At 70.4% G+C, this 22734-nt stretch carries 20 protein-coding genes and 1 pseudogene; 12 read left to right on the plus strand and 9 right to left on the minus strand.

Features of this window, described 5'->3' with window-relative positions:
- The first annotated feature begins 122 nt into the window (after window positions 1-122).
- The 6 genes from E4198_RS07150 (at window position 123) to E4198_RS07175 (ending at window position 8025) form a co-directional block, all read left to right on the plus strand.
- Entirely contained in the window at window positions 123-3959 is a 3837-nt protein-coding gene (locus E4198_RS07150; protein ID WP_136182433.1) for a multifunctional oxoglutarate decarboxylase/oxoglutarate dehydrogenase thiamine pyrophosphate-binding subunit/dihydrolipoyllysine-residue succinyltransferase subunit, read from the plus strand.
- A 91-nt stretch (window positions 3960-4050) separates the two neighbouring features.
- Window positions 4051-5013 (plus strand): zinc-binding dehydrogenase, encoded by a 963-nt coding sequence (locus E4198_RS07155; RefSeq protein ID WP_136182434.1) that lies wholly within the window; start codon window positions 4051-4053, stop codon window positions 5011-5013.
- Between the two features lie 48 nt (window positions 5014-5061).
- Window positions 5062-5640, plus strand: a complete 579-nt coding sequence (locus E4198_RS07160) for a GNAT family N-acetyltransferase (protein ID WP_136185230.1) — start codon at window positions 5062-5064, stop codon at window positions 5638-5640.
- A 199-nt stretch (window positions 5641-5839) separates the two neighbouring features.
- On the plus strand, window positions 5840-6109 hold the full coding sequence (locus E4198_RS07165) for a hypothetical protein (protein ID WP_136182435.1): 270 nt from the start codon (window positions 5840-5842) through the stop codon (window positions 6107-6109).
- Complete coding sequence (locus E4198_RS07170) at window positions 6081-7496, plus strand: alpha/beta hydrolase (RefSeq protein WP_136182436.1); 1416 nt, start codon at window positions 6081-6083, stop codon at window positions 7494-7496. The genes E4198_RS07165 and E4198_RS07170 overlap by 29 nt, the downstream gene beginning before the upstream one ends.
- 97 nt (window positions 7497-7593) lie before the next feature.
- Window positions 7594-8025 (plus strand): hypothetical protein, encoded by a 432-nt coding sequence (locus tag E4198_RS07175; RefSeq protein WP_136182437.1) that lies wholly within the window; start codon window positions 7594-7596, stop codon window positions 8023-8025.
- A gap of 706 nt (window positions 8026-8731) precedes the next feature.
- Here E4198_RS07175 and E4198_RS07180 read toward each other — a convergent pair.
- From E4198_RS07180 to E4198_RS07205, 6 genes and pseudogenes are all read right to left on the minus strand, one after another.
- Window positions 8732-9750, minus strand: a pseudogene (locus tag E4198_RS07180) (helix-turn-helix transcriptional regulator).
- A 1-nt stretch (window position 9751) separates the two neighbouring features.
- Window positions 9752-10603: a DUF4097 family beta strand repeat-containing protein gene (locus E4198_RS07185; protein WP_136182438.1), complete on the minus strand. Its 852-nt coding sequence runs from the start codon at window positions 10601-10603 to the stop codon at window positions 9752-9754.
- 129 nt (window positions 10604-10732) lie between these two features.
- Complete coding sequence (locus tag E4198_RS07190; protein WP_136182439.1) at window positions 10733-10915, minus strand: DUF6104 family protein; 183 nt, start codon at window positions 10913-10915, stop codon at window positions 10733-10735.
- A 111-nt stretch (window positions 10916-11026) separates the two neighbouring features.
- Window positions 11027-11779 (minus strand): amino acid ABC transporter ATP-binding protein, encoded by a 753-nt coding sequence (locus E4198_RS07195; protein WP_027766105.1) that lies wholly within the window; start codon window positions 11777-11779, stop codon window positions 11027-11029.
- 53 nt (window positions 11780-11832) lie between these two features.
- Window positions 11833-12744 (minus strand): amino acid ABC transporter permease, encoded by a 912-nt coding sequence (locus tag E4198_RS07200; protein ID WP_136185231.1) that lies wholly within the window; start codon window positions 12742-12744, stop codon window positions 11833-11835.
- A 178-nt stretch (window positions 12745-12922) separates the two neighbouring features.
- Window positions 12923-13873, minus strand: coding sequence for an ABC transporter substrate-binding protein (locus tag E4198_RS07205; protein ID WP_136182440.1), 951 nt, complete (start codon window positions 13871-13873; stop codon window positions 12923-12925).
- A gap of 472 nt (window positions 13874-14345) precedes the next feature.
- Between E4198_RS07205 and E4198_RS07210 the strand changes: the two genes are divergently transcribed.
- The 3 genes from E4198_RS07210 (at window position 14346) to E4198_RS07220 (ending at window position 17926) form a co-directional block, all read left to right on the plus strand.
- A complete protein-coding gene (locus E4198_RS07210) occupies window positions 14346-15542 on the plus strand; it encodes an NADP-dependent malic enzyme (protein ID WP_136182441.1) in 1197 nt (398 codons plus the stop codon).
- Between the two features lie 213 nt (window positions 15543-15755).
- Window positions 15756-16367 carry a phosphoesterase gene (locus E4198_RS07215; RefSeq protein ID WP_247597581.1) on the plus strand — a complete coding sequence of 204 codons (612 nt, stop codon included), beginning with the start codon at window positions 15756-15758 and terminating at the stop codon, window positions 16365-16367.
- Window positions 16364-17926, plus strand: coding sequence for an alkaline phosphatase D family protein (locus tag E4198_RS07220; protein ID WP_136182443.1), 1563 nt, complete (start codon window positions 16364-16366; stop codon window positions 17924-17926). Before E4198_RS07215 ends, E4198_RS07220 begins: the two co-directional genes overlap by 4 nt.
- Before the next feature lie 98 nt (window positions 17927-18024).
- Here the strand turns inward: E4198_RS07220 and E4198_RS07225 are convergent, their stop codons facing one another.
- Complete coding sequence (locus E4198_RS07225) at window positions 18025-18804, minus strand: class I SAM-dependent methyltransferase (RefSeq protein ID WP_136182444.1); 780 nt, start codon at window positions 18802-18804, stop codon at window positions 18025-18027.
- Between the two features lie 88 nt (window positions 18805-18892).
- Between E4198_RS07225 and E4198_RS07230 the strand changes: the two genes are divergently transcribed.
- Window positions 18893-19516 carry a CGNR zinc finger domain-containing protein gene (locus E4198_RS07230; protein WP_136182445.1) on the plus strand — a complete coding sequence of 208 codons (624 nt, stop codon included), beginning with the start codon at window positions 18893-18895 and terminating at the stop codon, window positions 19514-19516.
- Here E4198_RS07230 and sodX read toward each other — a convergent pair.
- Window positions 19426-19977: a nickel-type superoxide dismutase maturation protease gene (gene sodX, locus E4198_RS07235; RefSeq protein WP_281727966.1), complete on the minus strand. Its 552-nt coding sequence runs from the start codon at window positions 19975-19977 to the stop codon at window positions 19426-19428. The genes E4198_RS07230 and sodX overlap by 91 nt on opposite strands.
- A gap of 116 nt (window positions 19978-20093) precedes the next feature.
- Here sodX and sodN point away from each other — a divergent pair, with 116 nt between their 5' ends.
- Together sodN and E4198_RS07245 are read left to right on the plus strand one after the other, a co-directional pair.
- Entirely contained in the window at window positions 20094-20489 is a 396-nt protein-coding gene (sodN, locus tag E4198_RS07240; RefSeq protein ID WP_027766112.1) for a superoxide dismutase, Ni, read from the plus strand.
- 245 nt (window positions 20490-20734) lie between these two features.
- Entirely contained in the window at window positions 20735-21898 is a 1164-nt protein-coding gene (locus E4198_RS07245) for an esterase-like activity of phytase family protein (protein WP_136182446.1), read from the plus strand.
- Window positions 21899-22138: 240 nt separating this feature from the next.
- Here the strand turns inward: E4198_RS07245 and E4198_RS07250 are convergent, their stop codons facing one another.
- Window positions 22139-22390, minus strand: coding sequence for a hypothetical protein (locus E4198_RS07250; RefSeq protein ID WP_168711388.1), 252 nt, complete (start codon window positions 22388-22390; stop codon window positions 22139-22141).
- Window positions 22391-22734 lie beyond the last annotated feature (344 nt).

Raw genomic sequence — 22734 nt, forward strand, 5'->3', positions numbered from 1 at the left:
GAGTTTCCGGTGTGACGTACACGACGACGGGCGCGTGCGGACTGCACTCACCCGCCCAAGAGGCGTAGCCTTTATTTCCGCTGTCCACCACCTTTAGGAAGCGGAAGAGGGCGGTTGCCGCCGTGTCGTCACAGTCCCCCGAAACCTCGAGCGTCTCGACCCAGCCGGACGGAGACGGGAAGTCACCCGTCACCTTCGGCGCCAACGAGTGGCTCGTCGACGAGATCTACCAGCAGTACCTCCAGGACCCGAACTCGGTAGACCGAGCCTGGTGGGACTTCTTCGCGGATTACAAGCCCGGGCCGGCGGGCGCCGCCACCCGGGACAAGGGCGCGCAGGGGGGCGAGAGCGCCACAGGAGCTGGGCTGAGCCCCGCCGAGGCCGGCGGCCCCACCGCACAGGTCCAGGCCCCGCCGGCCCAGAAGACCGCACCCACCGAGCAGGCGCAGCCCGCACCGGCGCAGCCCGCACCGGCCGCGCCGCCGCAGCCCGCGAAGCCGGCCGCCGCGGCGGCCCCCGCGAAGCCCGCCGGCAAGCCCGCACCGACGTCCGCGCCCCCCAAGCTGTCCAGCGAGGAGGCGGAGGCGGCCGCGGGCCCGGAGTACGTCACGCTGCGCGGCCCGTCCGCCGCCGTGGCGAAGAACATGAACGCCTCGCTGGAGCTGCCCACGGCCACGTCCGTGCGCGCCATCCCGGTGAAGCTGCTCATCGACAACCGCATCGTCATCAACAACCACCTCAAGCGCGCCCGCGGCGGCAAGGTGTCCTTCACGCACCTCATCGGCTACGCCATGGTGCAGGCGCTGAAGGCGATGCCCTCGATGAACCACTCCTTCACCGAGAAGGACGGCAAGCCCACCCTGGTCAAGCCGGACCACGTGAACCTGGGCCTGGCCATCGACCTGGTGAAGCCGAACGGCGACCGGCAGCTGGTCGTCGCGGGCATCAAGAAGGCGGAGACGCTCACCTTCTTCGAGTTCTGGCAGGCGTACGAGGACATCGTCCGCCGCGCCCGCAACAACAAGCTGACGATGGAGGACTTCACCGGGGTCACCGCGTCGCTGACCAACCCCGGCGGCATCGGCACCGTGCACTCCGTGCCCCGCCTGATGCCCGGCCAGGGCCTGATCGTCGGCGTCGGCGCGATGGAGTACCCGGCAGAGTTCCAGGGCACCTCGCAGGACACGCTCAACAAGCTGGGCGTCTCCAAGGTCATGACCCTGACCTCCACCTACGACCACCGGGTGATCCAGGGCGCCGCCTCCGGCGAGTTCCTGCGGATCATGCACCAGCTGCTGCTCGGCGAGAGCGACTTCTACGACGAGATCTTCGAAGCGCTGCGCATCCCGTACGAGCCGGTGCGCTGGAACCAGGACATCGACGTCTCCCACGACGACGACGTCACCAAGGCCGCGCGTGTCTTCGACCTGATCCACTCCTACCGGGTGCGCGGCCACGTCATGGCCGACACCGACCCGCTGGAGTACAAGCAGCGCAAGCACCCCGACCTGGACATCACCGAGCACGGCCTCACCCTGTGGGACCTGGAACGGGAGTTCGCGGTCGGCGGCTTCGCCGGCCGCACCATGGCCAGGCTGCGCGACATCCTCGGCGTGCTGCGCGACTCGTACTGCCGCACCACCGGCATCGAGTACATGCACATCCAGTCGCCGAAGGAGCGCAAGTGGATTCAGGACCGCGTCGAGCGGCCGCACTCCTCGCCGGAACGTGAGGAGCAGCTGCGCATCCTGCGCCGGCTCAACGCCGCCGAGGCGTTCGAGACGTTCCTGCAGACCAAGTACGTCGGCCAGAAGCGGTTCTCGCTGGAGGGCGGCGAGTCCGTCATCCCGCTGCTCGACGCGGTGATCGACGCCGCCGCCGAGTCGCGGCTGGACGAGGCCGTCATCGGCATGGCCCACCGCGGCCGGCTCAACGTGCTGGCCAACGTCGTCGGCAAGTCCTACGCGCAGATCTTCCGGGAGTTCGAGGGCAACCTCGACCCGAAGTCGATGCACGGCTCCGGCGACGTGAAGTACCACCTCGGTGCCGAGGGCACCTTCACCGGTCTGGACGGCGAGCAGATCAAGGTCTCGCTCACCGCCAACCCCTCCCACCTGGAGGCCGTCGACCCGGTCGTCGAGGGTGTCGCGCGCGCCAAGCAGGACATCATCGGCAAGGGCGGCACCGACTTCACCGTGCTCCCGATCCAGGTGCACGGCGACGCGGCGTTCGCCGGCCAGGGCGTCGTCGCCGAGACGCTGAACATGTCGCAGCTGCGCGGCTACCGCACCGGCGGCACCGTGCACGTCATCATCAACAACCAGGTCGGCTTCACCGCCGCCCCGGAGTCCGCACGTTCGTCGATGTACTGCACCGACGTGGCGCGGATGATCGAGGCGCCGATCTTCCACGTCAACGGGGATGACCCGGAGGCCGTGGTCCGCGTGGCCCGGCTGGCGTTCGAGTACCGGCAGGCGTTCAACAAGGACGTCGTGATCGACCTCATCTGCTACCGCCGCCGCGGCCACAACGAGACCGACAACCCGTCGTTCACGCAGCCGCTGATGTACAACCTGATCGACAAGAAGCGCTCGGTGCGCAAGCTGTACACCGAGTCCCTGATCGGCCGGGGCGACATCACCATGGAGGAGGCGGAGCAGGCGCTCCAGGACTTCCAGGGCCAGCTGGAGAAGGTCTTCACCGAGGTCCGCGAGGCGACCACGCACCCGGCTCCCGCCGAGGTGCCGCACCCCCAGGCCGAGTTCCCGGTGCACATCGACACCGGAATCACCCAGGAGGTCGTCAAGCGGATCGCCGAGTCGCAGGTCAACATCCCCGACCGGGTCAAGGTCCACTCGCGGCTGATGCCGCAGCTCCAGCGACGCGCCTCGCAGATCGAAGAGGGCAAGATCGACTGGGCGACCGGCGAGGCGCTGGCCGTGGGCTCGCTGCTGATGGAGGGCACCCCGGTCCGGCTCGCCGGCCAGGACTCCCGCCGCGGCACCTTCGGCCAGCGGCACGCGGTGCTCCTCGACCAGAACAGCGGCGACGACTTCACCCCGCTGCTGTACCTCTCCGACGAGCAGGCCCGCTACAACGTCTACGACTCGCTGCTCAGCGAGTACGCGGCGATGGGCTTCGAGTACGGCTACTCGCTCGCCCGCCCCGAGGCGCTGGTGATGTGGGAGGCGCAGTTCGGCGACTTCGTCAACGGCGCGCAGACCGTGGTGGACGAGTTCATCTCCTCCGCCGAGCAGAAGTGGGGCCAGACCTCCGGCGTCACGCTGCTCCTGCCACACGGCTACGAGGGGCAGGGGCCGGACCACTCGTCGGCCCGCATCGAGCGCTTCCTCCAGCTCTGCGCGCAGAACAACATGACGGTCGCGATGCCGACCCTGCCGTCGAACTACTTCCACCTGCTGCGCTGGCAGGTGCACAACCCGCACCACAAGCCGCTGATCATCTTCACCCCGAAGTCGATGCTGCGGCTCAAGGCGGCGACCTCCAAGGCGGAGGAGTTCACCGGCGGCGGCTTCCGCCCGGTCATCGGCGACGACACGGTGCGTCCCGGCGACGTCCGCAAGGTCGTCTTCTGCTCCGGCAAGGTCTTCTACGACCTGGACGCCGAGCGGCAGAAGCGCGGCGTCACGGACACCGCGCTGATCCGCATCGAGCGGCTCTACCCGCTGCCCGGCAAGGAGATCCAGGACGCGCTGGCGCCGTACACCAAGGCGCAGAAGTTCGTCTGGGCCCAGGAGGAGCCGGCCAACCAGGGCGCCTGGCCGTTCATCGCGCTGAACCTGGTCGACCACCTCGACCTGATCATCGGCGCGGCGCCGGACAACGCGGACCGGCTGCGCCGGGTCTCCCGCCCGTCCTCGTCCTCCCCCGCCGTCGGCTCCGGCAAGCGGCACCAGGAGGAGCAGAAGGCGCTCGTGGACGAGGTGTACGAGCTCTGAACCGTCCACCATCCGGTACAGCCGGGTGATGTACGTCGCTTAGCGGGGCGGAGGCTGTCGGCCTCCGCCCCGCGGCGCTAGCGTACGGATCATGTTTGCTGCCTACGCCGCGCGGATCGACAGGGACCAGCCGCTGAGCGGACTGGAACTGGGAGAACGGCCCGAGCCGGAGGCGCCTCCGGGCTGGACCACGATCAACGTGCGCGCCGCCTCCCTCAACCACCACGACCTGTGGTCGCTGCGCGGCGTCGGGCTGGGCGAGGAGAGGCTGCCGATGATTCTCGGCTGCGACGCGGCCGGCACCGACGCCGACGGGAACGAGGTCGTCGTCCACTCCGTGATCGGCGCGACCGGACACGGCGTCGGGCCGCACGAGACACGTTCGCTGCTCACCGAGCGCTACCAGGGCGCGTTCGCGGAACGCGTGGCCGTGCCGCAGTGGAACGTGCTGCCGAAGCCGAAGGAGCTGTCCTTCGAGGAGGCCGCCTGCCTGCCGACGGCGTGGCTCACCGCCTACCGAATGCTGTTCACCAACGCGAACGTGCGGCCGGGCGACAGCGTGCTGGTACAGGGCGCGGGCGGCGGCGTCGCCACCGCGGCGATCGTGCTCGGCGCGGCGGCCGGCCTGCGGGTCTTCGCCACCAGCCGCGACGAGACCAAGCGCCGGCGGGCCGTGGAACTGGGCGCGGAGGGCGCGTTCGAGAGCGGCACGCGGCTGCCGCACCGGGTCGACGCGGTGATCGAGACGGTCGGTGCCGCGACCTGGTCGCACTCGGTGAAGTCCCTGAAGCCGGGCGGCACGCTGGTCATCTCCGGCGCGACGAGCGGGCCGAGCCCCGAGGCGGCGGAACTGAACCGCATCTTCTTCCTGGAACTGAAGGTCGTCGGCTCCACGATGGGCAGCAAGGAGGAACTGGACTCGCTGCTCAAGTTCTGCGCGGCGAAGGGCGTACGGCCCGTCATCGATTCCACCCTGCCCCTTGACCGCGCCCGCGAAGGGTTCGAGAAGATGGCCGACGGCGATCTCTTCGGGAAGATCGTCCTGACCGTCTGACGGACCGACCGTCCGACCGACCTTCTAGGGGGAACCGCCGTGGCGGACCTGGGCATACGCGCCGCCACGGGGGCGGACCGCGACGCGATCGCGGCACTGCTGCACGAGGTGTTCCGGGACGACCCGGTGAGCCGGTGGGTCTTCCCCGACGACGCGCACCGCGAAGAGGCGCATCCGCGCCTCTTCGGCGCCTTCCTCGACCACGGCATGGAGCACGGGACCGTCCACGTCACGGCGGACGGTGCCGGCGCGGCCGTGTGGTTCGCCGTCGCCGGAGGGGAGTTGCGCGGCGGCGACGACCTGGGGGCGCGGCTGGAGAAGGTCGACTCCGACCGCCTGCCCGTCCTCGGCGAACTCACCGAGTCCGTCCACCCGGTGGACCGCGACCACGCCTACCTCCAGGCCATCGCGGTCGCCGCCGACCGCCAGAGCCGCGGGGTGGGCTCCGCCCTGCTGGCGCCCGTCCTCGCGCAGTGCGACCGGGACGGCCTCCCGGCCTATCTCGAGGCCAGCAGCGACCGCAGCCGCGGCCTCTACGAACGCCACGGCTTCACGGTGCTGGACCGCATCGTCCGCCTCCCCGACGGCCCGCCCATGTACCCCATGTGGCGCGAACCCACGGCCTGACGGCGGCCCCGCCGACCCAGACCTGCGGCCTGCGTGTGTAGTCGGCCTGTTACGCTCGCTTCGTCACTCATTCGGGTGGCCAGTGAAGAAATGGGGGAACTTCGCTTTATGTCGCGCTTTGCCGGTTTGCCGTGCGCCGTCGGGGGCTGCGCCTCGAAAACCGACGGGACCCGTTGTGACTTCTGAATTCTCGCGTCTGATGAGGCAGGATTTCTCGGACCTGGAAGCGGCCGAGCAAGCCTGGCGCAAGCTGTCGACGACCATGGATACGCTGACGGACCGCCATCGCCGCCAGGTAACCGGCCCTCTCCACCACGCGTGGAAGGGCGACGACGCCAACGCCGCCCTCTTCTACCTCGAAGACGTCGAATCACGGATCGGCATCGTCGAGACCGAGGCCATGGCCATCGCGTCGGTCCTGGAAACCACCAAATTCTGGGATGGAACAAGCTCAGACCGATCTACGTAATGCGGTGCAGAGCGCCGAGAGGAATCGTTACAAGGTCGACGACGACGGATGGGTAAGCGATCCGACGACAGAAGGCCTACCGCGCCAGTCCACCGATGCCCAGCAGATCATCATGGATCGCAGCGGCCCGCTCGGTGAATACCGGGGGCGGATCGACGACGCCCTGGCAGACGCCCGTAAGGCGAGCAACGACGGCAAGAAAGCCCTCGAGGTACTGAACGGCGACATCCTCACCGATCCGCTCAACCGCGACGCGGCAGCGGAGTCGGCCAAGGACGCCGAGCAGGCCATGAAGGCGATCGGCCTGCAGGACCCGCAGATCCCCAAGGACGACCCGAAGGCTGCGGCCGAGTGGTGGAAGGCTCTGAGCCCGGAGGAGCGCCGGGAGTACGAGACGCTCTATCCCCAGCAGATCGGCGCCACCGACGGCCTACCCACCGAGACCCGCAACGACGCCAACCGCGCCGCGCTCGCCCAGGAACTCAATCGCCTCAGAGAGGGCAACGTCAGGGACGCCTACCCGGGTGAGGACTCCGGCGCGGTCAACAAGCGCCTGTGGAACGCCATCAAACTCAGCGAGCGGCTCGACGCCGGCGACACCGCGCCCGAGGGCAAGGAGCTGTACCTGCTCGGCTACGACACCAGCGACGACGGCCGCGCCATCATCGCCCAAGGCAACCCCGACACCGCCGCCCACACCGGCATCCTCGTCCCGGGCACGGGAACGACGATGGAGAGTGTTCCCGGCCAGTTGGAACGGATCGACCACCTGCAGGATTCCGCAGTGGAACAATCGGACGGTGAAAGCGTGGCCATGATTACGTGGCTGGGCTATGACGCTCCGGAGGCCAGTGGTGGGGACGCCAGTCTAAGTGTCGCCGGTACAGGGCGCGCTGAGGACGCAGCCCCTGATCTGCGCCAGTTCGTAGCAGGAACACAGGCTGCGCACGATGAGTCGCCCAGCCACACCACAGTCCTGGGTCACAGTTACGGTTCTTCCGTGCTTGGTGCCGCTGCGGCCGGAGGGGAAGGGCTCGGCGCGGACGACGTGGTGGCAGTCGGCAGCCCGGGCATGACAGTTCAAGAGGCCGACGACCTGCAGATGGATCCCGAGCATGTGTGGATCGGAGGAGCGGGGGACGACTTCATTAGCAATATGCTCGTCGGCGCCACTCTCGGCCCCGACCCGATGGACAGGGAATTCGGTGGCAACAACTTCGTGGTTGACACCAGCGGACACAGCGGATACTGGGACCAGGGCAGTGAATCATTGGCCAATCAGGGAGCAATCCTCGCAGGTAAGCCTCCTTCAGAGGCTCCGAAGGAAACCGACGGCACCCCTCCTCCCGACCACGAGCAGGATCAGTACGCGCCAGGCCGGCCATAGGGCCACACTGCACCGCATTCCTATTCTTCTCGCCGCACTGCTCTCGATCGGAGGCTGCGTGTCTCAGGGCGACAACCCGAACGCACCACTACCTCGCATGAAGAAGGACGCTGCAGTCAAATGGGCGGAGGACTACACGGCATACATGGCGCGAATTTCGAACGCCGAGTTGCTGCCGTCTACCGAGAAGGTGCACTTCCAGGACTGCATCGGGGAGGATGACGAGGTGGCAGAGGACGGCCGGTACAGCCTCTTCTACTACGTATACTCCCCTGCTCCCGCTGGGGAGCATACCCGCATCGTGCGTACACTTCGCCAAGAACTTCCGCAACACGGGTACAAAGTCACCTCGTACCGCGAGTTCAAGAATTCTTACGAGTCCGCAGTATTCCGGGCCCGCAATGAGAAAAACTCCTACGCAGTCTCCGCCACTACCGTCGGCTCCGGCAAGACGAAACCGCAGCGCCTTTCGTTCGCCGTCCGGACACCGTGCATGCTGCCGCCCGGGGTCGAGCAGCAGCAGTTCTGACTCGAGAAACGTTGTGTGCGCTCGACCGCTGGGCGCCGAAAGAGGGGAGGAAGCCGAAGATGTCCAAGGGACTGAATGCCGACCCGGCGGAGCTGCGTGCCTCTGCCGGCGCGTGTGACGACATCGCGCGCACGATGCAGGAACCGGCTGGCAAGGCCGTCAAGGAGGCCGAGACGGCCGGTGGTTCGCTCACCGGATGGTCGATCGGGACGGCCCTGGGGGATATAGCCACGAGTTGGAAGCCGGCCTTGGACGGCCTACGCGCCCGGGCGCAGGCTGGCGGAGACAACCTGCGCGCCTGTGCCGACAATCACGACTGGAACGAGAAGCGAGTCTCGCAGGACTTCGAGAAGACGGGGAGCGACACCACCACGCAGGCCGCCTACGGCGGAATGCCAACCGGCTTGGGTCCGAGCGGAGTCGTGCACCCGATGGCTCCGGCGACCAGTTCGCCGGACTTCGACCCGAGCGACAGACTGCTGGACCCGGGCACGGCGTACGACACCAACATGCCGACCTATGGCCCTCCATCAGCACTCAGCCGGCGCCCGGCACGCACGAGTTCGGCCCCGGGCCGGACGACGGGCTGCCGGACCCGGGTGCCACCTACGGGACCAACATGCCGACGTACGGCCCATCCGTCAGCACTCAGCCGACGCCGCAGGTGAACGACTTCGGATGAGGGACGGACCGTCGCCGCGCAACGTCAGTCCTTGGGTGAGCCGCGGAGCAGGGCGACCACGTGGGCGGCCGTGGTGCCGAGGTGGTGGCGGGCGTCGCGGAGCTGCTCGGGGGTGACGCCGTGGTCGCGGGCGGCGTCGCGCACGTCGTCGCGGAGACGGTCCAGCAGCCGTTCCAGGTCGCGGGCGGGGTCGGAGGACGACGGCGCTTCCGCTGCCCAGCCGGGCAGGTCCGCCTCCGGCGGCGGCACGGGCCCACCGGGCGGTGGCGGCGGCGCGTGGGGGCCGGGCGGGGGCGGCGGGGGCCGTCCGCCTGTGTGGGCCCGCCGGCCGGGGACGACTGCGGCGGCGCGGTGAAGCGGCCGAGGTCGCCGATGTGGCGGCTGAGTTCGGAGAGGCCGGACTGCACCGCGCCCTGCCAGTCCCCCGCTTTGGCCTGGTCGCGGACCCGGTCCTGGACCCGGCCGGCGATGCGCCGCATCTCCGCCATCGCCTCGGCGTGCGCCTCGCGCTCCTTGCACGCCTGGTGGCGGGCCTTGCGCGCGTCCTCCTGGGCGCGCTGCGCCTGCGCCTTCCACTCGCGCTTGACGCGCTGCATCTCCTCCTTGGCCTGGCGCCAGGCGTCCGCGTCCCCGCCGCGCGGGCCGTCCGCGCCGCCGCCGGTGCCGCGTGCCTGCTCCCGCATCTCGCGCCGCAGGTCGCGGGCGGAGCCGCTGACGTCCTCGCGGATGTCCGCGGCGAGCGAGGCGAGGGACTCGCGGATCTCCAGTTCCAGTTCGGCGATCTCGGCCTGCCGGTCGGCGAGTTCGGCCCGTCCGGCGTCGGTGAGGGAGTAGGTCTTGCGGCCGCCCTCGGTGCTGTGGGTGACGAGGCCCTCGGCTTCGAGCTTGGCGAGCCGGGGGTAGACCGTGCCCGCCGAGGGGGCGTAGAGGCCCTGGAAGCGTTCCTCCAGGAGACGGATCACCTCGTAACCGTGCCGGGGGGACTCGTCCAGGAGCCGCAGCAGGTAGAGGCGCAGACGCCCGTGGGCGAAGACGGGAGGCATGTCAGACGTCCTTCCTGAGGTCGTACGCCGCGCCCGCGCCGACCGCGTCCTCCTGCGGCGGGCGGCGGAGCAGCGCGACGGTGCCGGAGACCGTCTTGACGCGAAGGCGTCCGGCTCCGGTGCCGAGCGTGCCGGTCAGGCTCTGGGCACCCCAGCGACCGGCGACGCGCAGGGCGTCGAAGGCGCTGGAGAGCGCGCCGCCCGCCGTGCCGGCCTGGACGACGGCGTCGGTCGTGTCCGGCAGGCGTACGGCGACCTCGCCGGAGACGGTGGTCAGGGCGATGTCCGGGCGCCCGGCGGCGTGCGCGAGGTCGAGGATCATGTCGCCGCTGACGGTGTCGGCCCGTACGGAGGAGCCGTCGCCATCGATGACAGTCAGGTGGCCGGAGACGGATTTCAGGCAGAGGGGGCCGCGCAGTGCCTGCGCCTCCACGGCGCCGGAGACGGTGTCGGCGCGGACCTCACCGCCCAGCCCCACCAGCGTGCAGCCGCCGGACACCCCGCGGACCGTCGTACCGCCGTGGACCCCGGAGACGACGGCGGTGGCGCCGACCACGCCCAGGTGGAGGCGGGTTCCGGCGGGCACCGAGACGGTGACCACGGCCGACCGCTCCCAGCCCTTGCGGTCCAGCAGCTTGAGGAAGCCCTTCCACGGGAGGTCGTCGTAGGCGACGACGATGCGGTCGCCCTCGCGGCGGACCTCCAGCGGCGGGCCGTGGATCTCGGCGATCTCGACCCGCGCGCCGGGCGCGTCGGTACCGACGACGTTCACGGCGCCGTTGACGATGCGGACGTCGAGTGCGGCGACGGGGTCGTCGAACTCCAGCGGCTGCGGTCGTGAGACTTCGGGCACGGGGCACCCCCTGGGTAGGCAGAGGACGACATATCGCGTCTCTCCTCAAACACGATATGTCGTGTTGCCTCGCGAGGCAAGAAGCCTTCGCCCTCGGGCCGGCTCTCTCGGGGCACCCCTACCCGGCGGCTACGCGTCCTCCTCCTCGTCGTCGAGGCGGGCCAGCCACGTCGCGAGGCGTTCGACCGGGACCTCGAAGTCCGGGTTCAGGTCGACGAACGTGCGCAACTGCTCGGAGAGCCACTCGAAGGTGACCTCCTCCTCGCCACGCCGCTTCTCCAGCTCCTCGATGCCGCGGTCGGTGAAGTACACGGTGACTCCCAGGTCGGACGGGGGACGACTGCCCCCAGCGTAGGGCGGGCACGGCACGGCCCCGCCGCCCGGTGAGGGCGACGGGGCTGGGCCGCAGTGCGGACCCCGGGCTCAGAGGACCTTCGACAGGAAGGACTTGGTCCGCTCGTGCTGCGGGTTGGTGAGCACGTCCCGCGGGTGCCCGGACTCGACGACCACGCCGTCGTCCATGAACACCAGCGAGTCGCCGACCTGCTTGGCGAAGCCCATCTCGTGCGTGACGACGATCATCGTCATGCCGGATTCGGCGAGGTCCCGCATCACGTCCAGGACCTCGCCGACCAGCTCCGGGTCGAGCGCCGAGGTCGGCTCGTCGAAGAGCATCAGCTTCGGGTCCATGGCCAGCGCGCGGGCGATGGCGACGCGCTGCTGCTGACCGCCGGAGAGCTGTGACGGGTACTGCTTGGTCTTCTCGGACAGCCCGACCCGGTCCAGCAGCTGCATCGCCCGCTCGCGGGCCTCCGCCTTGGAGGTGCCCCGGACCTGGACCGGCGCCTCCATCACGTTCTCCACCGCGGTCATGTGCGGGAAGAGGTTGAAGCGCTGGAACACCATGCCGATGTCCTTGCGCTGCTCGGCGACCTCGCGCTCCTTGAGCTCGTAGATCTTGTCGCCGCGCTGGCGGTACCCCACCAGCCGGCCGTCCACGTAGAGGCGACCGGCGTTGATCTTCTCCAGGTGGTTGATGCAGCGCAGGAAGGTGGACTTGCCGGAGCCGGACGGACCGACCAGGCAGAAGACCTCGCGCGGCTGCACCTCCAGGTCGATGCCCTTCAGCACCAGGTTGTGACCGAAGGCCTTGTGCACGGCCTCGGCACGGACCATCGGCCCGCCGGAGGTGGCGGCCGGGGTGCTCGGCGCGGCGTTCGACGTGTTCTTCATCGGATCTCCCCCGATCCCGTCCCGTGCCGGAACGTGGTGAGGTTCTTCCACACCCGCTGCATCGGCGTGTCCGGCATCTGCCGCGAGGTGCCGCGGGAGTAGTGCCGTTCGATGTAGTACTGGAAGATGCTGAAGATCGTGGTGAGGACGAGGTACCAGACCGTCGCGACGATCAGCGCCTCCATCACCGCGAGCGTGCGGGAGCCGAAGTTGCGGCTGGCGAGGAACAGCTCGTTGTAGCCGATCGCATAGGCCAGCGACGAGGTCTTCAGCATGTTGATGAACTCGTTGCCGGTCGGCGGGATGATCACACGCATGGCCTGCGGCAGCACGACGCGCCGCATCGTCTTGGTGCCGCGCATGCCGAGCGCGTGGGCCGCCTCGGTCTGGCCGTGGTCGACGGACTGGATGCCGGCCCGGCTGATCTCCGCCATGTACGCCGCCTCGTTGAGGCCCAGGCCCAGCAGGGCTGCCATGAACGGCGTCATGAAGTCGTTCATCTCGTCCTGGTAGATCGGCCCCAGGTTGATCGTCTCGAAGATGATCGAGAGGTTGAACCAGAGGAAGATCTGGACGAGGACGGGCGTGCCGCGGAAGAACCAGATGTAGACCCAGGCGACGTACGACAGGACCTTGTTCTCCGACATGCGCATCACCGCGAGCAGCATGCCCAGGACCACGCCCAGGATCATGGCGAACACGGTGATCTTCAGGGTCTCCCAGGCGCCCTTGACGAACGTCTCGTCGTCGAGCATGTCGCCGACGACGCCCCAGTTGATCTGGGCCTGGGCGAACGCCAGAACGAGCAGGCCGAGCAGGGTGAGGACGGCGGCGGCGCCGACCCAGCGGCCGTAGTGCTTGACGGGAATGGCCTTGATGGCCTCCGGCGGGACCTTGCCGGTGTTCATGGCCCCGGGGCCGGCCGGGCGGGTGCCCCCCTTGCGCAGGGAGCCGCCGCCCGCGGCCTTTCCGGGCTCTTCGGGTTCAGACACGGATGGTTACCTTCGGGATCAGAAAGCGGGTGGTGCGGGCGCCGGGGCGCGGCGGCGGCCGTCCGGCGGCCCGCCGTCACGCCCCGGCTGCGGCTCACTTGCCGGCGTTGACCGTCGCCTCGTCCAGTGCGCCGTTGGTCACATCCCACTTCTTCATGACCTTCTCGTACTCGCCGTTCTCCATGATCCGGTTCATGGCGGACTGGATGGCGTCGCGGAGCTCGGTGTTCTTCTTGCTCACCGCGATGCCGTACGGGGCGGCGTCGATCTGGCCGCCGGCGACCTCGAACTGCTCGCCGTTGCCGAAGGTCTTCGCGTTGTACGCGGCCACCGGGAAGTCGGTGACGACGACGTCCGCGCGGCCGTTCTGGAGCTGCGTGATCGAGTCGGTGTCCTTGTCCGCGAAGAACGGGTCGATCTTCTCGTCGCACTTCTTGTTCTGCGCGCGGACCAGGGCCTCGTTCGCGGTGCCGCGCTGGGCCGCGACCGTCTTGCCGCAGAGGTCGTCGAGATTCTGGACGTTCTCCGGATTGCCCTTCTCGACCAGGAAGGAGGAGCCGGCCTTGAAGTAGTTCACGAAGTCGGCGCCGCCCTCGGCGTCGTCGCTCACACCCTCCTGACGCTCCTTGGTGTCGGTGACGGCTGACATGACGACGTCGTAGCGGCCCGAGTTCATGCCCAGGATCAGCTGGTCGAAGGTGCCGTTCTGGAACTGGAAGTCGACGCCCAGCGCCTTGCTCATGGCCTTCGCCAGGTCCGGGTCGATGCCGGCGGGCTCGCCGTTCTCGTCCACGAACTCGACCGGCGCGTAGGCGATGTCCGAGCCGACCTTGATGGTCCCGGCCTTCTGGATCTTCTGCGGCAGCTCGTCGTACAGGGGGGCTTCCGCGTCGGCGGTCTTCTTGCCGCCGCCGTCGCCGTCCCCGCCCCCGTCCGTCTGATCCCCACAGCCGGTGAGCAGCAGTGCTCCGGCGACCGCGATGGCTCCTGCCGCCCCGATCCGGGATCGGAAGGCCGGGGAACGTCGGGTGGTGCGAACGGTCATGGCCAGGTCCTCCTGCGAGTGAGGGTGTCGCCGGCGCGCGCACTCGTCGTCGAATGTCACGGTCCGGCCACGTCTGATGGGGGGAATCTTGCCACCCGGGGTAGTCATCCCAGTGGCCCGACGATGTCAAAATCGGATAACGGATAGTCGACTCCGGATACAGGGCACCCGAAAGGCGCTATGGCGCTCACCCGCGGCACAGGTGTGCGGACCACGTGTCAGCCGCGTGTCAGCGCCGTGAGAGGTTCCTCACCCACCGTAGAAAGAGGTTCGTCGGCACGCACCTCGGTCGGGTAGAAAGGACGATTACACCCCTCACCCGGGGACCAGGGCGCGTGTGCGGCGCGCCCGGCGTCCGTGTCTCCCCCAGGCGGCGGTTACCCGCAAGCCCGGTCACGGACGTGGTGCCCGCCCGCCCCTCACCCGGGAGCGGCCACCCTCAGCAGTTATACGAAAACAAGGGGTCCACACAGTGGCAGCGGAGATCGTCAATCCCAAGGACGGGCTGGACGAGGACATGATCGACCCGGCATTCGCGCTCCATCGCGGCGGAAAGATGGCGGTGCAGGCGACGGTGCCGGTGCGGGACGCGGACGACCTGTCCCTCGCCTACACGCCGGGCGTCGCCAAGGTCTGCAGCGCCATCGCGGAACAGCCGGAACTGGTGCACGACTACACGTGGCGCTCCCAGGTGGTCGCCGTCGTGACCGACGGCAGCGCGGTCCTCGGCCTCGGCGACATCGGCCCGGCCGCCTCGCTCCCCGTCATGGAGGGCAAGGCGATCCTGTTCAAGCAGTTCGGCGGCGTGGACGCGGTGCCGATCGCGCTCGACTGCCACGAGGTCGACGAGATCGTGGAGACCGTCGCCCGGCTCGCGCCGTCCTTCGGCGGCATCAACCTCGAGGACATCTCCGCGCCCCGCTGCTTCGAGATCGAGGAGCAACTGAAGAAGCGCCTCGACATCCCGGTCTTCCACGACGACCAGCACGGCACCGCGATCGTCACGCTCGCCGCGCTGCGCAACGCCTCTCGACTGGCCGGCAAGGCGCTCGGCGACCTGCGCGTGGTGATCTCCGGCGCCGGGGCGGCCGGCGTCGCCATCGCCAAGATCCTGGTCGAGGCCGGCATCGGCGACGTCGCGGTCTGCGACCGCAAGGGCGTCGTCTCCCGCGACCGCGAGGACCTCAACTCCGCCAAGCGCGACCTGGCGGGCTTCACCAACAAGGCGGGGCTCGTCGGCTCGCTGGAGAGCGCGCTGGACGGCGCGGACGTCTTCATCGGCGTCAGCGGCGGCACGGTGCCGGAGGAGGCCGTCGCCACGATGGCCGACAGCGCGTTCATCTTCGCCATGGCCAACCCGAACCCGGAGATCCACCCGGACGTCGCCCGCAAGTACGCCTCCGTGGTGGCCACTGGGCGCAGCGACTACCCCAACCAGATCAACAACGTGCTCGCCTTCCCCGGCGTCTTCGCCGGGGCGCTCCAGGTGCGCGCGTCCGAGATCACCGAGGGGATGAAGATCGCGGCGGCGGAGGCGCTGGCCGCGGTCGTCGCGGACGAACTGAGTGCGGAGCGGGTCATTCCGTCACCGTTCGACGAGCGGGTCGCCCCCGCGGTGACCTCGGCGGTCGCCGCGGCCGCCCGCGCGGAGGGCGTGGCCCGCGCGTAGCCCTGCGGGGCTCAGCCGACAGAGGGGGTGACCGCACCGGGTGCGGTCACCCCCTCCGCGGTGCGCCACCGGGGGGAAAGGGGAGGGCCGGTCGGGGGACGACGGGGCGGCGCGCCCCGATCCGCGCCATACGTCGATGTGATCATCACGCCGGGTGACGCACCCGGTGTCGCCCCGTGAGTCACATCGGGAGGCGTCATCGCTGACAACCTCGTGCGGAACGGCGACGCCGAGCAGGGACCCGGCGGGACGGACGCACCCGTCGACGCCGTGACGGGCTGGAAGGTCACCGAGGGGGCGCCCGCCCTCATCCGCTACGACTTCGGCGAGGGACACCCCGGGCCCAAGGACCCGGGGCCGCCGCGGCGCGGCAGCCGCTTCTTCGCCGGCGGCACGTCCCCCCGTACCACGCTGCTCCAGGACGTCGCCCTGCCGACGGACGGCGCCACCGGCCGCGGCGCCGTGGACGGGGGCGGCGTCCGGTTCCGCGCGGCGGCGTGGCTGGGCGGGTTCGGGGACCAGGAGGACGGCGCCCGGCTCTCGGTGGAGTTCCGGGACGGCAGGGGCACGCCCGTCGCGCTCGCCGTGCTCGGCCCGCTCACCGCGACCGAACGCGACGGCCGCACCGGCATGTTCGAGCGCACGGCCGAGGCCGCCGTACCGCCGGGCGCCCGGTCGGTGCGGCTGGTGCTGGCGCTGACGCAGGACGGCGGGGCCGCCAACGACGGCTACGCCGACGCCCTCTCCCTCACCCTGCACGGCGGCAGCGCCCGCGTTCCCTCCGCCGCACCCACCGCCCCGGCGCGCCGGGAGGGGATCGCATGAGGCTCGGCAGACGCGGACTGCTCAGGGCCGCCGCCGCGGCGGGCGCGCTGAACCTCGCCTGGCCGCTGGCCGCCGGCCACTCCCCGGCGCAGGCGCGGGCCGCCGCCGAGGCGCTGGGGGCCACGTACGATCCGGCGCCGTTCACGCTGGGCGTGGCGTCCGGCGATCCGCTGCCGCACGGCGTCGTGCTGTGGACGCGCCTGGTGCCGGACCCGTTCGCCGTGGAACAGGACCTCCCCGAGACGGTCGAGGTGGGCTGGACGGTCGCCGAGGACCGCGGCATGCGCACGGTGGTCCAGCGCGGGACCGTCCACGCGTCGGCCACGCTGGGCCACAGCGTGCACGTGCCGGTCGACGGGCTGCGCCCCGGGCGCCACTACTACTACGCCTTCACCGCGCGCGGGAGGACCAGCCGGATCGGCCGGACCAAGACCGCGCCCGCGCCGGGAGCCCGGCGGGTGGTCTTCGCCAGCGCCAACTGCCAGAAGTTCTACGACGGCTACTACGCGGCGCTGCGCGGCATCGCCGCCGAGGAACTGGACTTCGTCGTCCACCTCGGGGACTACATCTACGAGTACGGTCCCGGATCGGGCGACCGGGACCGCAACCACGACACCGGCGAGTGCCTGACCCTGGCCGACTACCGCAAGCGGTACGCGCTCTACAAGGGCGACCCGTCGCTGCGCGCCGCGCATGCCAATCACCCCTGGTTCCTGACCTGGGACGACCACGAGGTGCGCAACAACTACAGCCCGGCCGTCGGCGGCGCACCCTTCCTGCAGCGGCGACTCGCCGCCTACCAGGCGTGGTACGAGCACCAGCCGCACCGCGACGGCGAACCGGGCGTCGACGCGGCGCTCCCGGAACCCGTGCTGCACCGGCGCCGCGACATCGGCGGACTGGTGGAGCTGACCGTGCTGGACCTGCGGTCGTACCGCACGGTGCCCGACACGGCGGACGGCAGCATTCTGGGCACGCGGCAGCGCGACTGGCTGAAGCAGGGTGTGACGAACGCACCGGACGCGTGGCACTGCTGGGCCAACTCGATCATGCTGAGCCAGCTGCGCGCCAAACCGGGCAGCGACATCATGTTCCCCGACCAGTGGGACGGTTTCCGCACCGAACGGGCGGACGTACTCGGCCACGTGCACGGCGCCCAGCTGGAGGACCTGGTGGTGATCACCGGCGACTGGCACTCGGCGTTCGTCGACGAGATCCGCACCGACTTCGACGCCGCCGACTCCCCCGTGGTCGGCGCGGAGTTCACCTCGCACTCCGTCTGCTCGGGTGCCTACCGGCCGGAGTGGAACGAGAAGAACGGCCCGCTGATGGGCGAGGCCAACCCGCACCTCCAGTACTTCCAGGCGGGTTCGTACGGCTACGACCTGTACGAGGTCACCCCGGAGCGGTGGACGACGCACATGCGGGTGGTGCGCTCCCGCCACGACCCGAAGTCACCCGTGTCGACCCTGACGAAGTGGCACGTGGACCGCGGCAAGCCCGGCGCCTACGAGGACTCGGCGACCAGCGGCTCGCACGCCCACTACCGCCGCGACTGAACGGCACCGCGCGTCCCCGCCGGGGCGGACCCCGGCGGGGACGCGTGGTGTCGGGGGCGCGGCCGTGTCAGCGCAGGCGCACCTAGCGCCGACCCGTGTCAGCGCAGGCCCAGGACCAGTGCGTCGGAGGGCGAGGCCCACACCGGGCGGGCCTCGGCGAAGCCCGCCTCCCGGAGGGTGCGGACGTGCCAGGCCGGCGCCTGGACCTGGTCGGAGAAGTGGTCGCCGGTGCGCGGGTCGCCGAAGATGCGGAAGCGTTCGGCCGCCGCGTCGGCGAGCACCGGGTCGGCGGCCACCGTCCCCCACCAGTCGGCCCAGTCCTGGACGCCGGCCGCCTTCTCCCGCTCCTTGCGCGACCGCTCGAACGCACGGACCGCCTCGTCCAGGCGCGGGGTGTCCTCGTCCGGCATGTGGTCGGCGTTCATGAAGACTCCGCCCTCCCGCACGACCGGGGCGAGCTGCCCGTACAGACCGCGCAGCGCATCGGTGCGGAGCCAGTGCAGCGCGGTGGCGGTCAGCACCGCGTCGTAGGAACGGTGCGGCAGCCGCGCCGTCCAGTCGGGGTCGTTGAGGTCGGCGGTGACGAACTCGGCGCGCTCCTCGTCCGCGAAGTGGCCGCGGGCGATGGCGAGCAGCGCCGGGTCGAGGTCGACGCCGGTGGTGCGGGCGTCCGGGAACCGGTGCAGCACCCGGTCCGAGATACTGCCGGTGCCGCAGGCCAGATCCAGCACCCGCGGCGCGGGGCCGACGACGGCCTCCACCATGTCGAGCATGACCCGGAACCGCTCCTCGCGGTCGGGCAGGTACCACTCCTGCTGGCGGTCCCAACTGCGCTGCCATGCCTGCCAGTCCGTACGGCCGGCCGTTTCGGTCGTCATCCGTCCTCCTCGAGTAATACCCTGGATGGCAGTTCGGCCATTACCGAAGCCCCACCCCGACGATAGACCGCTGCCGTAAGGACCACAAGTGGAACTCAACTATTACTCGGACTGGGCGGTGCGCCTGGTGAACACCGAGCAGCCCGAACGCGGCGAGGACACGCTCACGTCCGTCGACGCCGTGCGCGAACTGTTCGGCCCCGCCCGGCAGATGGCGCGCCGGGCCACGGACGGGGACGTGGCCCGGTTGCGAGCCGTACGGACACGACTGCGCGCGGTCTTCGGCGCGGCGGCCGACGGCGACGAGGTCCGCGCAGTGGACCTGCTGAACGCGCTGCTCATGGAGTTCCCCACGAGCCCGCAGATCTCCGGGCACGGCGACCGCGGCGCGGACGGGCGCCCCCTCTGGCACATGCACCTCGCCGACCACGCCGCCAACGCGACGGCCGGTTACGCGGCCACGGCCTGCATGGGACTGGCCTTCCACCTCACCGACCTGGGTGTGGACCGGCTCGGCATCTGCCAGGCCGGCCCCTGTCGCAACGCCTACCTGGACACCTCGACCAACCGGTCCCGGCGCTACTGCTCGGACCGCTGTGCGACCCGCGCCAACGTGGCCGCCTACCGGGCGCGCAAGCGGCTGGCCGGCGGCGGCACCAAGGGGCGCACGGCGGACAGCGCCCAGCGCAGCAGCGAGAACACCGACGCCTGAGCGGCTGCGGCACCGGCTCCGGCGCCGCGACCCGCGGCCCGGCGGGGCCGCACCCTCAGCAACGCGCGCGCGACCAGCAGTTCGTCCGGCACCGCCCCGAACTCCCGGCTGTCGTTGCGCACCGCCGGGTTGTCCCCCTGCACCCACCAGCCCGCCGCGCCGCGCCGCCGGAGCACACGTTTGACGATCAGCAGGTCGTGCTGGAACGGGTGCCGCAGCACCACCACGTCCCCGGCCCGCACCCGGCCGCCGTAGTGCACGACCAGCTGGTCTCCCGGGTACAGGGTGGGCTGCATCGAGGGGTTGTACACCTCCGCCAGCCCGATCCGCCGCAGCAGCCCCTGGTCACGCGGCCCGCCGTCCGGTCGCCCCGCACGCGCCCGCGCCGACGCGGCCCGCGGCTTCCCCCGTGACTTCGCCCGCTCGGGCATCCTCCGCCTCCGGTCCTTCCGATCATCCACCCGGCACGACTCCTTCTGGGACTTTTGGCCCAAGCCCTCTGGGGCACCCGGGAAAACACCTACCCCAGCGAGTAACCTCGCACCTGAGAAGACGATCACGAGGAAGGACGGCTTTCATGCTTTCCCGCCTGTTCGCCCCCAAGGTGCAGGTCAGCGCTCACTGCGACCTGCCCTGCGGTGTCTACGACCCCGCACAGGCCCGCATCGAGGCGGAGTCCGTCAAGGCCATCCAGGAGAAGTACCAGGCCAACGAGGACCCGCACTACCGCGCCCGCGCCACCACCATCAAGGAGGAGCGCGCGGAGCTGGCCAAGCACCACGTCTCCGTGCTGTGGAGCGACTACTTCAAGCCTCCGCACTTCGAGAAGTACCCGGAGCTGCACCAACTGGTCAACGACACGCTCAAGGCCCTCAGCGCCGCCAAGGGGTCCACCGACCCCGCGACCGGCCAGAAGGCGCTGGACCACATCGCCCAGATCGACAAGATCTTCTGGGAGACCAAGAAGGGCTGACCTGATCTCCAGCCCTTTGACCTGCGATTTCCTTGATCGTCTGGTCACCCGGTCCGCACCCGGTCCGCAGGCCGCCGAGCACGGCGTCCCTCACGGACCGGGTGCGGTCTTCTTGGCCCGGCCGCTGAGGCGCCTCATTCGCCTTCCAACGGGTGTACGTCCGCGAACTCCCGTCCGTGGCCCCGGAGGCTGATCACCCCACTGGGTGACTGCGCGCCGACGCAAACCAGGTCAAGATCATTCCCATGAAAGCTTCCCTGACCCGTCGCGCATGTGCCGCGGCCCTGGTGCTCACCGCGACGATGACGCCTGCGGTAGCAGTACCGCCGGACGGAAAGGCCGCGCCGGCCGACCGCGGCGGGGTGCAGGCCCGCCTGCTCGGCGAGAAGATCATTCCCCATCAGCTCACCTTCCGGAACACCACTGTCGGCGGGCTCTCCGGCATCGACCGCGATCCGTGCACGGGCGATTACGTCATGATCAGCGACGACCGCTCGTACCTGCAGCCCGCTCGCTTCTACACCGCCAAGATCGGTGTGGACCGTTCCGGGGTGCACAGTGTGGACTTCACCGGCACGCACCCGCTCCGGCAGCCGGACGGCTCGTTCTACCCACCGCCGACCGCCGGCGACGGCAAGGCCGTGGACCCGGAAGAGCTGCGCGTGGACCCACGGAACTGCCAGTACGTGTGGGCCCAGGAAGGCAACCGGCCGAAGTCGGCGGGTGAACCAGTGGTCCAGCCGTCGATCCAGTTCGCCACCCGCACGGGTGAGTACCTCGGACAGCATCCCCTGGCGCCCCACTACCGGGTCACCACAGGCGACTGGGGCATCCGGCGGAACCAGGCAGTCGAGGCGATCACCTTCGGCGGCGGGGGTGGCCTGCTCACCAGCGCCGTCGAAGGCCCGCTGCTCCAGGACGGCTTGGAACCGGATCTGGAACACGGCGCCCTGATCCGCGTCACCCAGCAGAACCGGCAGGGCCAGGTGCGGGGACAGTTCGCCTACCCCCTCGAGAAGATCTTCGCCGAGTCCGACCCGACCAGCCCGTGGGGCCCGGACACCGGCGTACCCGCGATCCTCGCCTTCCCCGACGACCCCGACCGCTACCTCGTACTCGAACGCACCTGGGTGGCGGGCGCGGGCTACAAGATCCGCCTCTACGACGCCACCACCCACGGCGCGACCGACGTGCGGGACATGGGCTCCCTGAACGGACGGGAGGTCGCGCCCATGCGCAAGAAACCGGTCGCGGATTTCGACGACTTGGGCCTGTCCACCGTCGACAACACCGAGGGCATGACCTGGGGGCCGACGCTTCCGAACGGCGAACAAACCCTGATCCTGGTCAGCGACGACAACTTCGCCGAGAACGCCGTCACCCAGATCGTCGCACTCGGCATCCGCTGAGAACCACCAGCGGCACAGCTTCACAAGGGCAGCGGCACACCGCTCGAAACGCGAGCCGGCGCGCCGCTGCCGTGCGGGTAGCCGTGCCCGGGCCCGCGCTGCGGACCGGGCACGGTCGTGTCCGGGTGATCTGACGCGGGTCGCCGTGCCGCAGGCGTCGGGGGCGGCGCCGCCCGTACCCGCCTCGCGGCTGCGGTCGTACGGGTCGCGCGTAGGGCCGTCCCCGCCCCCGTCCGCCTGTTAGGAAGGGAAGTCCGGGTGCCGCATGCCGTCCGCCCCGGCGTCGCAGTGGACGCCCGCCCAGGGGCGCTCCAAGGTGGGCAGGCCGGAGAGCGCGGCGGCCGACGGCGCACCGGTGGGCCGGTCCGTCTCCGCGGCGAGCGGCTCCTCCTGAGCGCCGGAGCCGGGGGATCCGAGGTTCAGGTGGCCGCGCTGGTCGGCGAACCACAGGCCGCCCACGAGCAGACAGAGCACCGCGAACACCAGGCCCACCCGCCGGGGCTGCGGCCAACCGCCGCCGCCCCGCATCTCGTGCGGGGCCCGACCGGTGCCAGCCGTGCGGCGACCATCCGCCCCGCGCGGACGGCTCCTTCGGAACGCCGGCGGCACCCGCCGCTCCGCGCCGTCCGGACTCCTCCGCCTCCCGCTGGAACGCCTCCCACACGCCGTCCGGGACGGACGACCGGGGGGAGGGTCCAGCGCGCAGCCGAGAGCCGTCCGGGGGCCGTACGCTCCGGCATCGGCAGTGGGGCACCGGCCAGCAGTTCAGGGGCATCGTAGAGGTGTTCGGGACGGCGCCCGGCGGCCGGTCGGGACGGCCCGCCCACGGGCGCGGG

The sequence above is a fragment of the Streptomyces sp. RKND-216 genome, assembly GCF_004795255.1.
Lineage (GTDB): Bacteria > Actinomycetota > Actinomycetes > Streptomycetales > Streptomycetaceae > Streptomyces > Streptomyces hazeniae.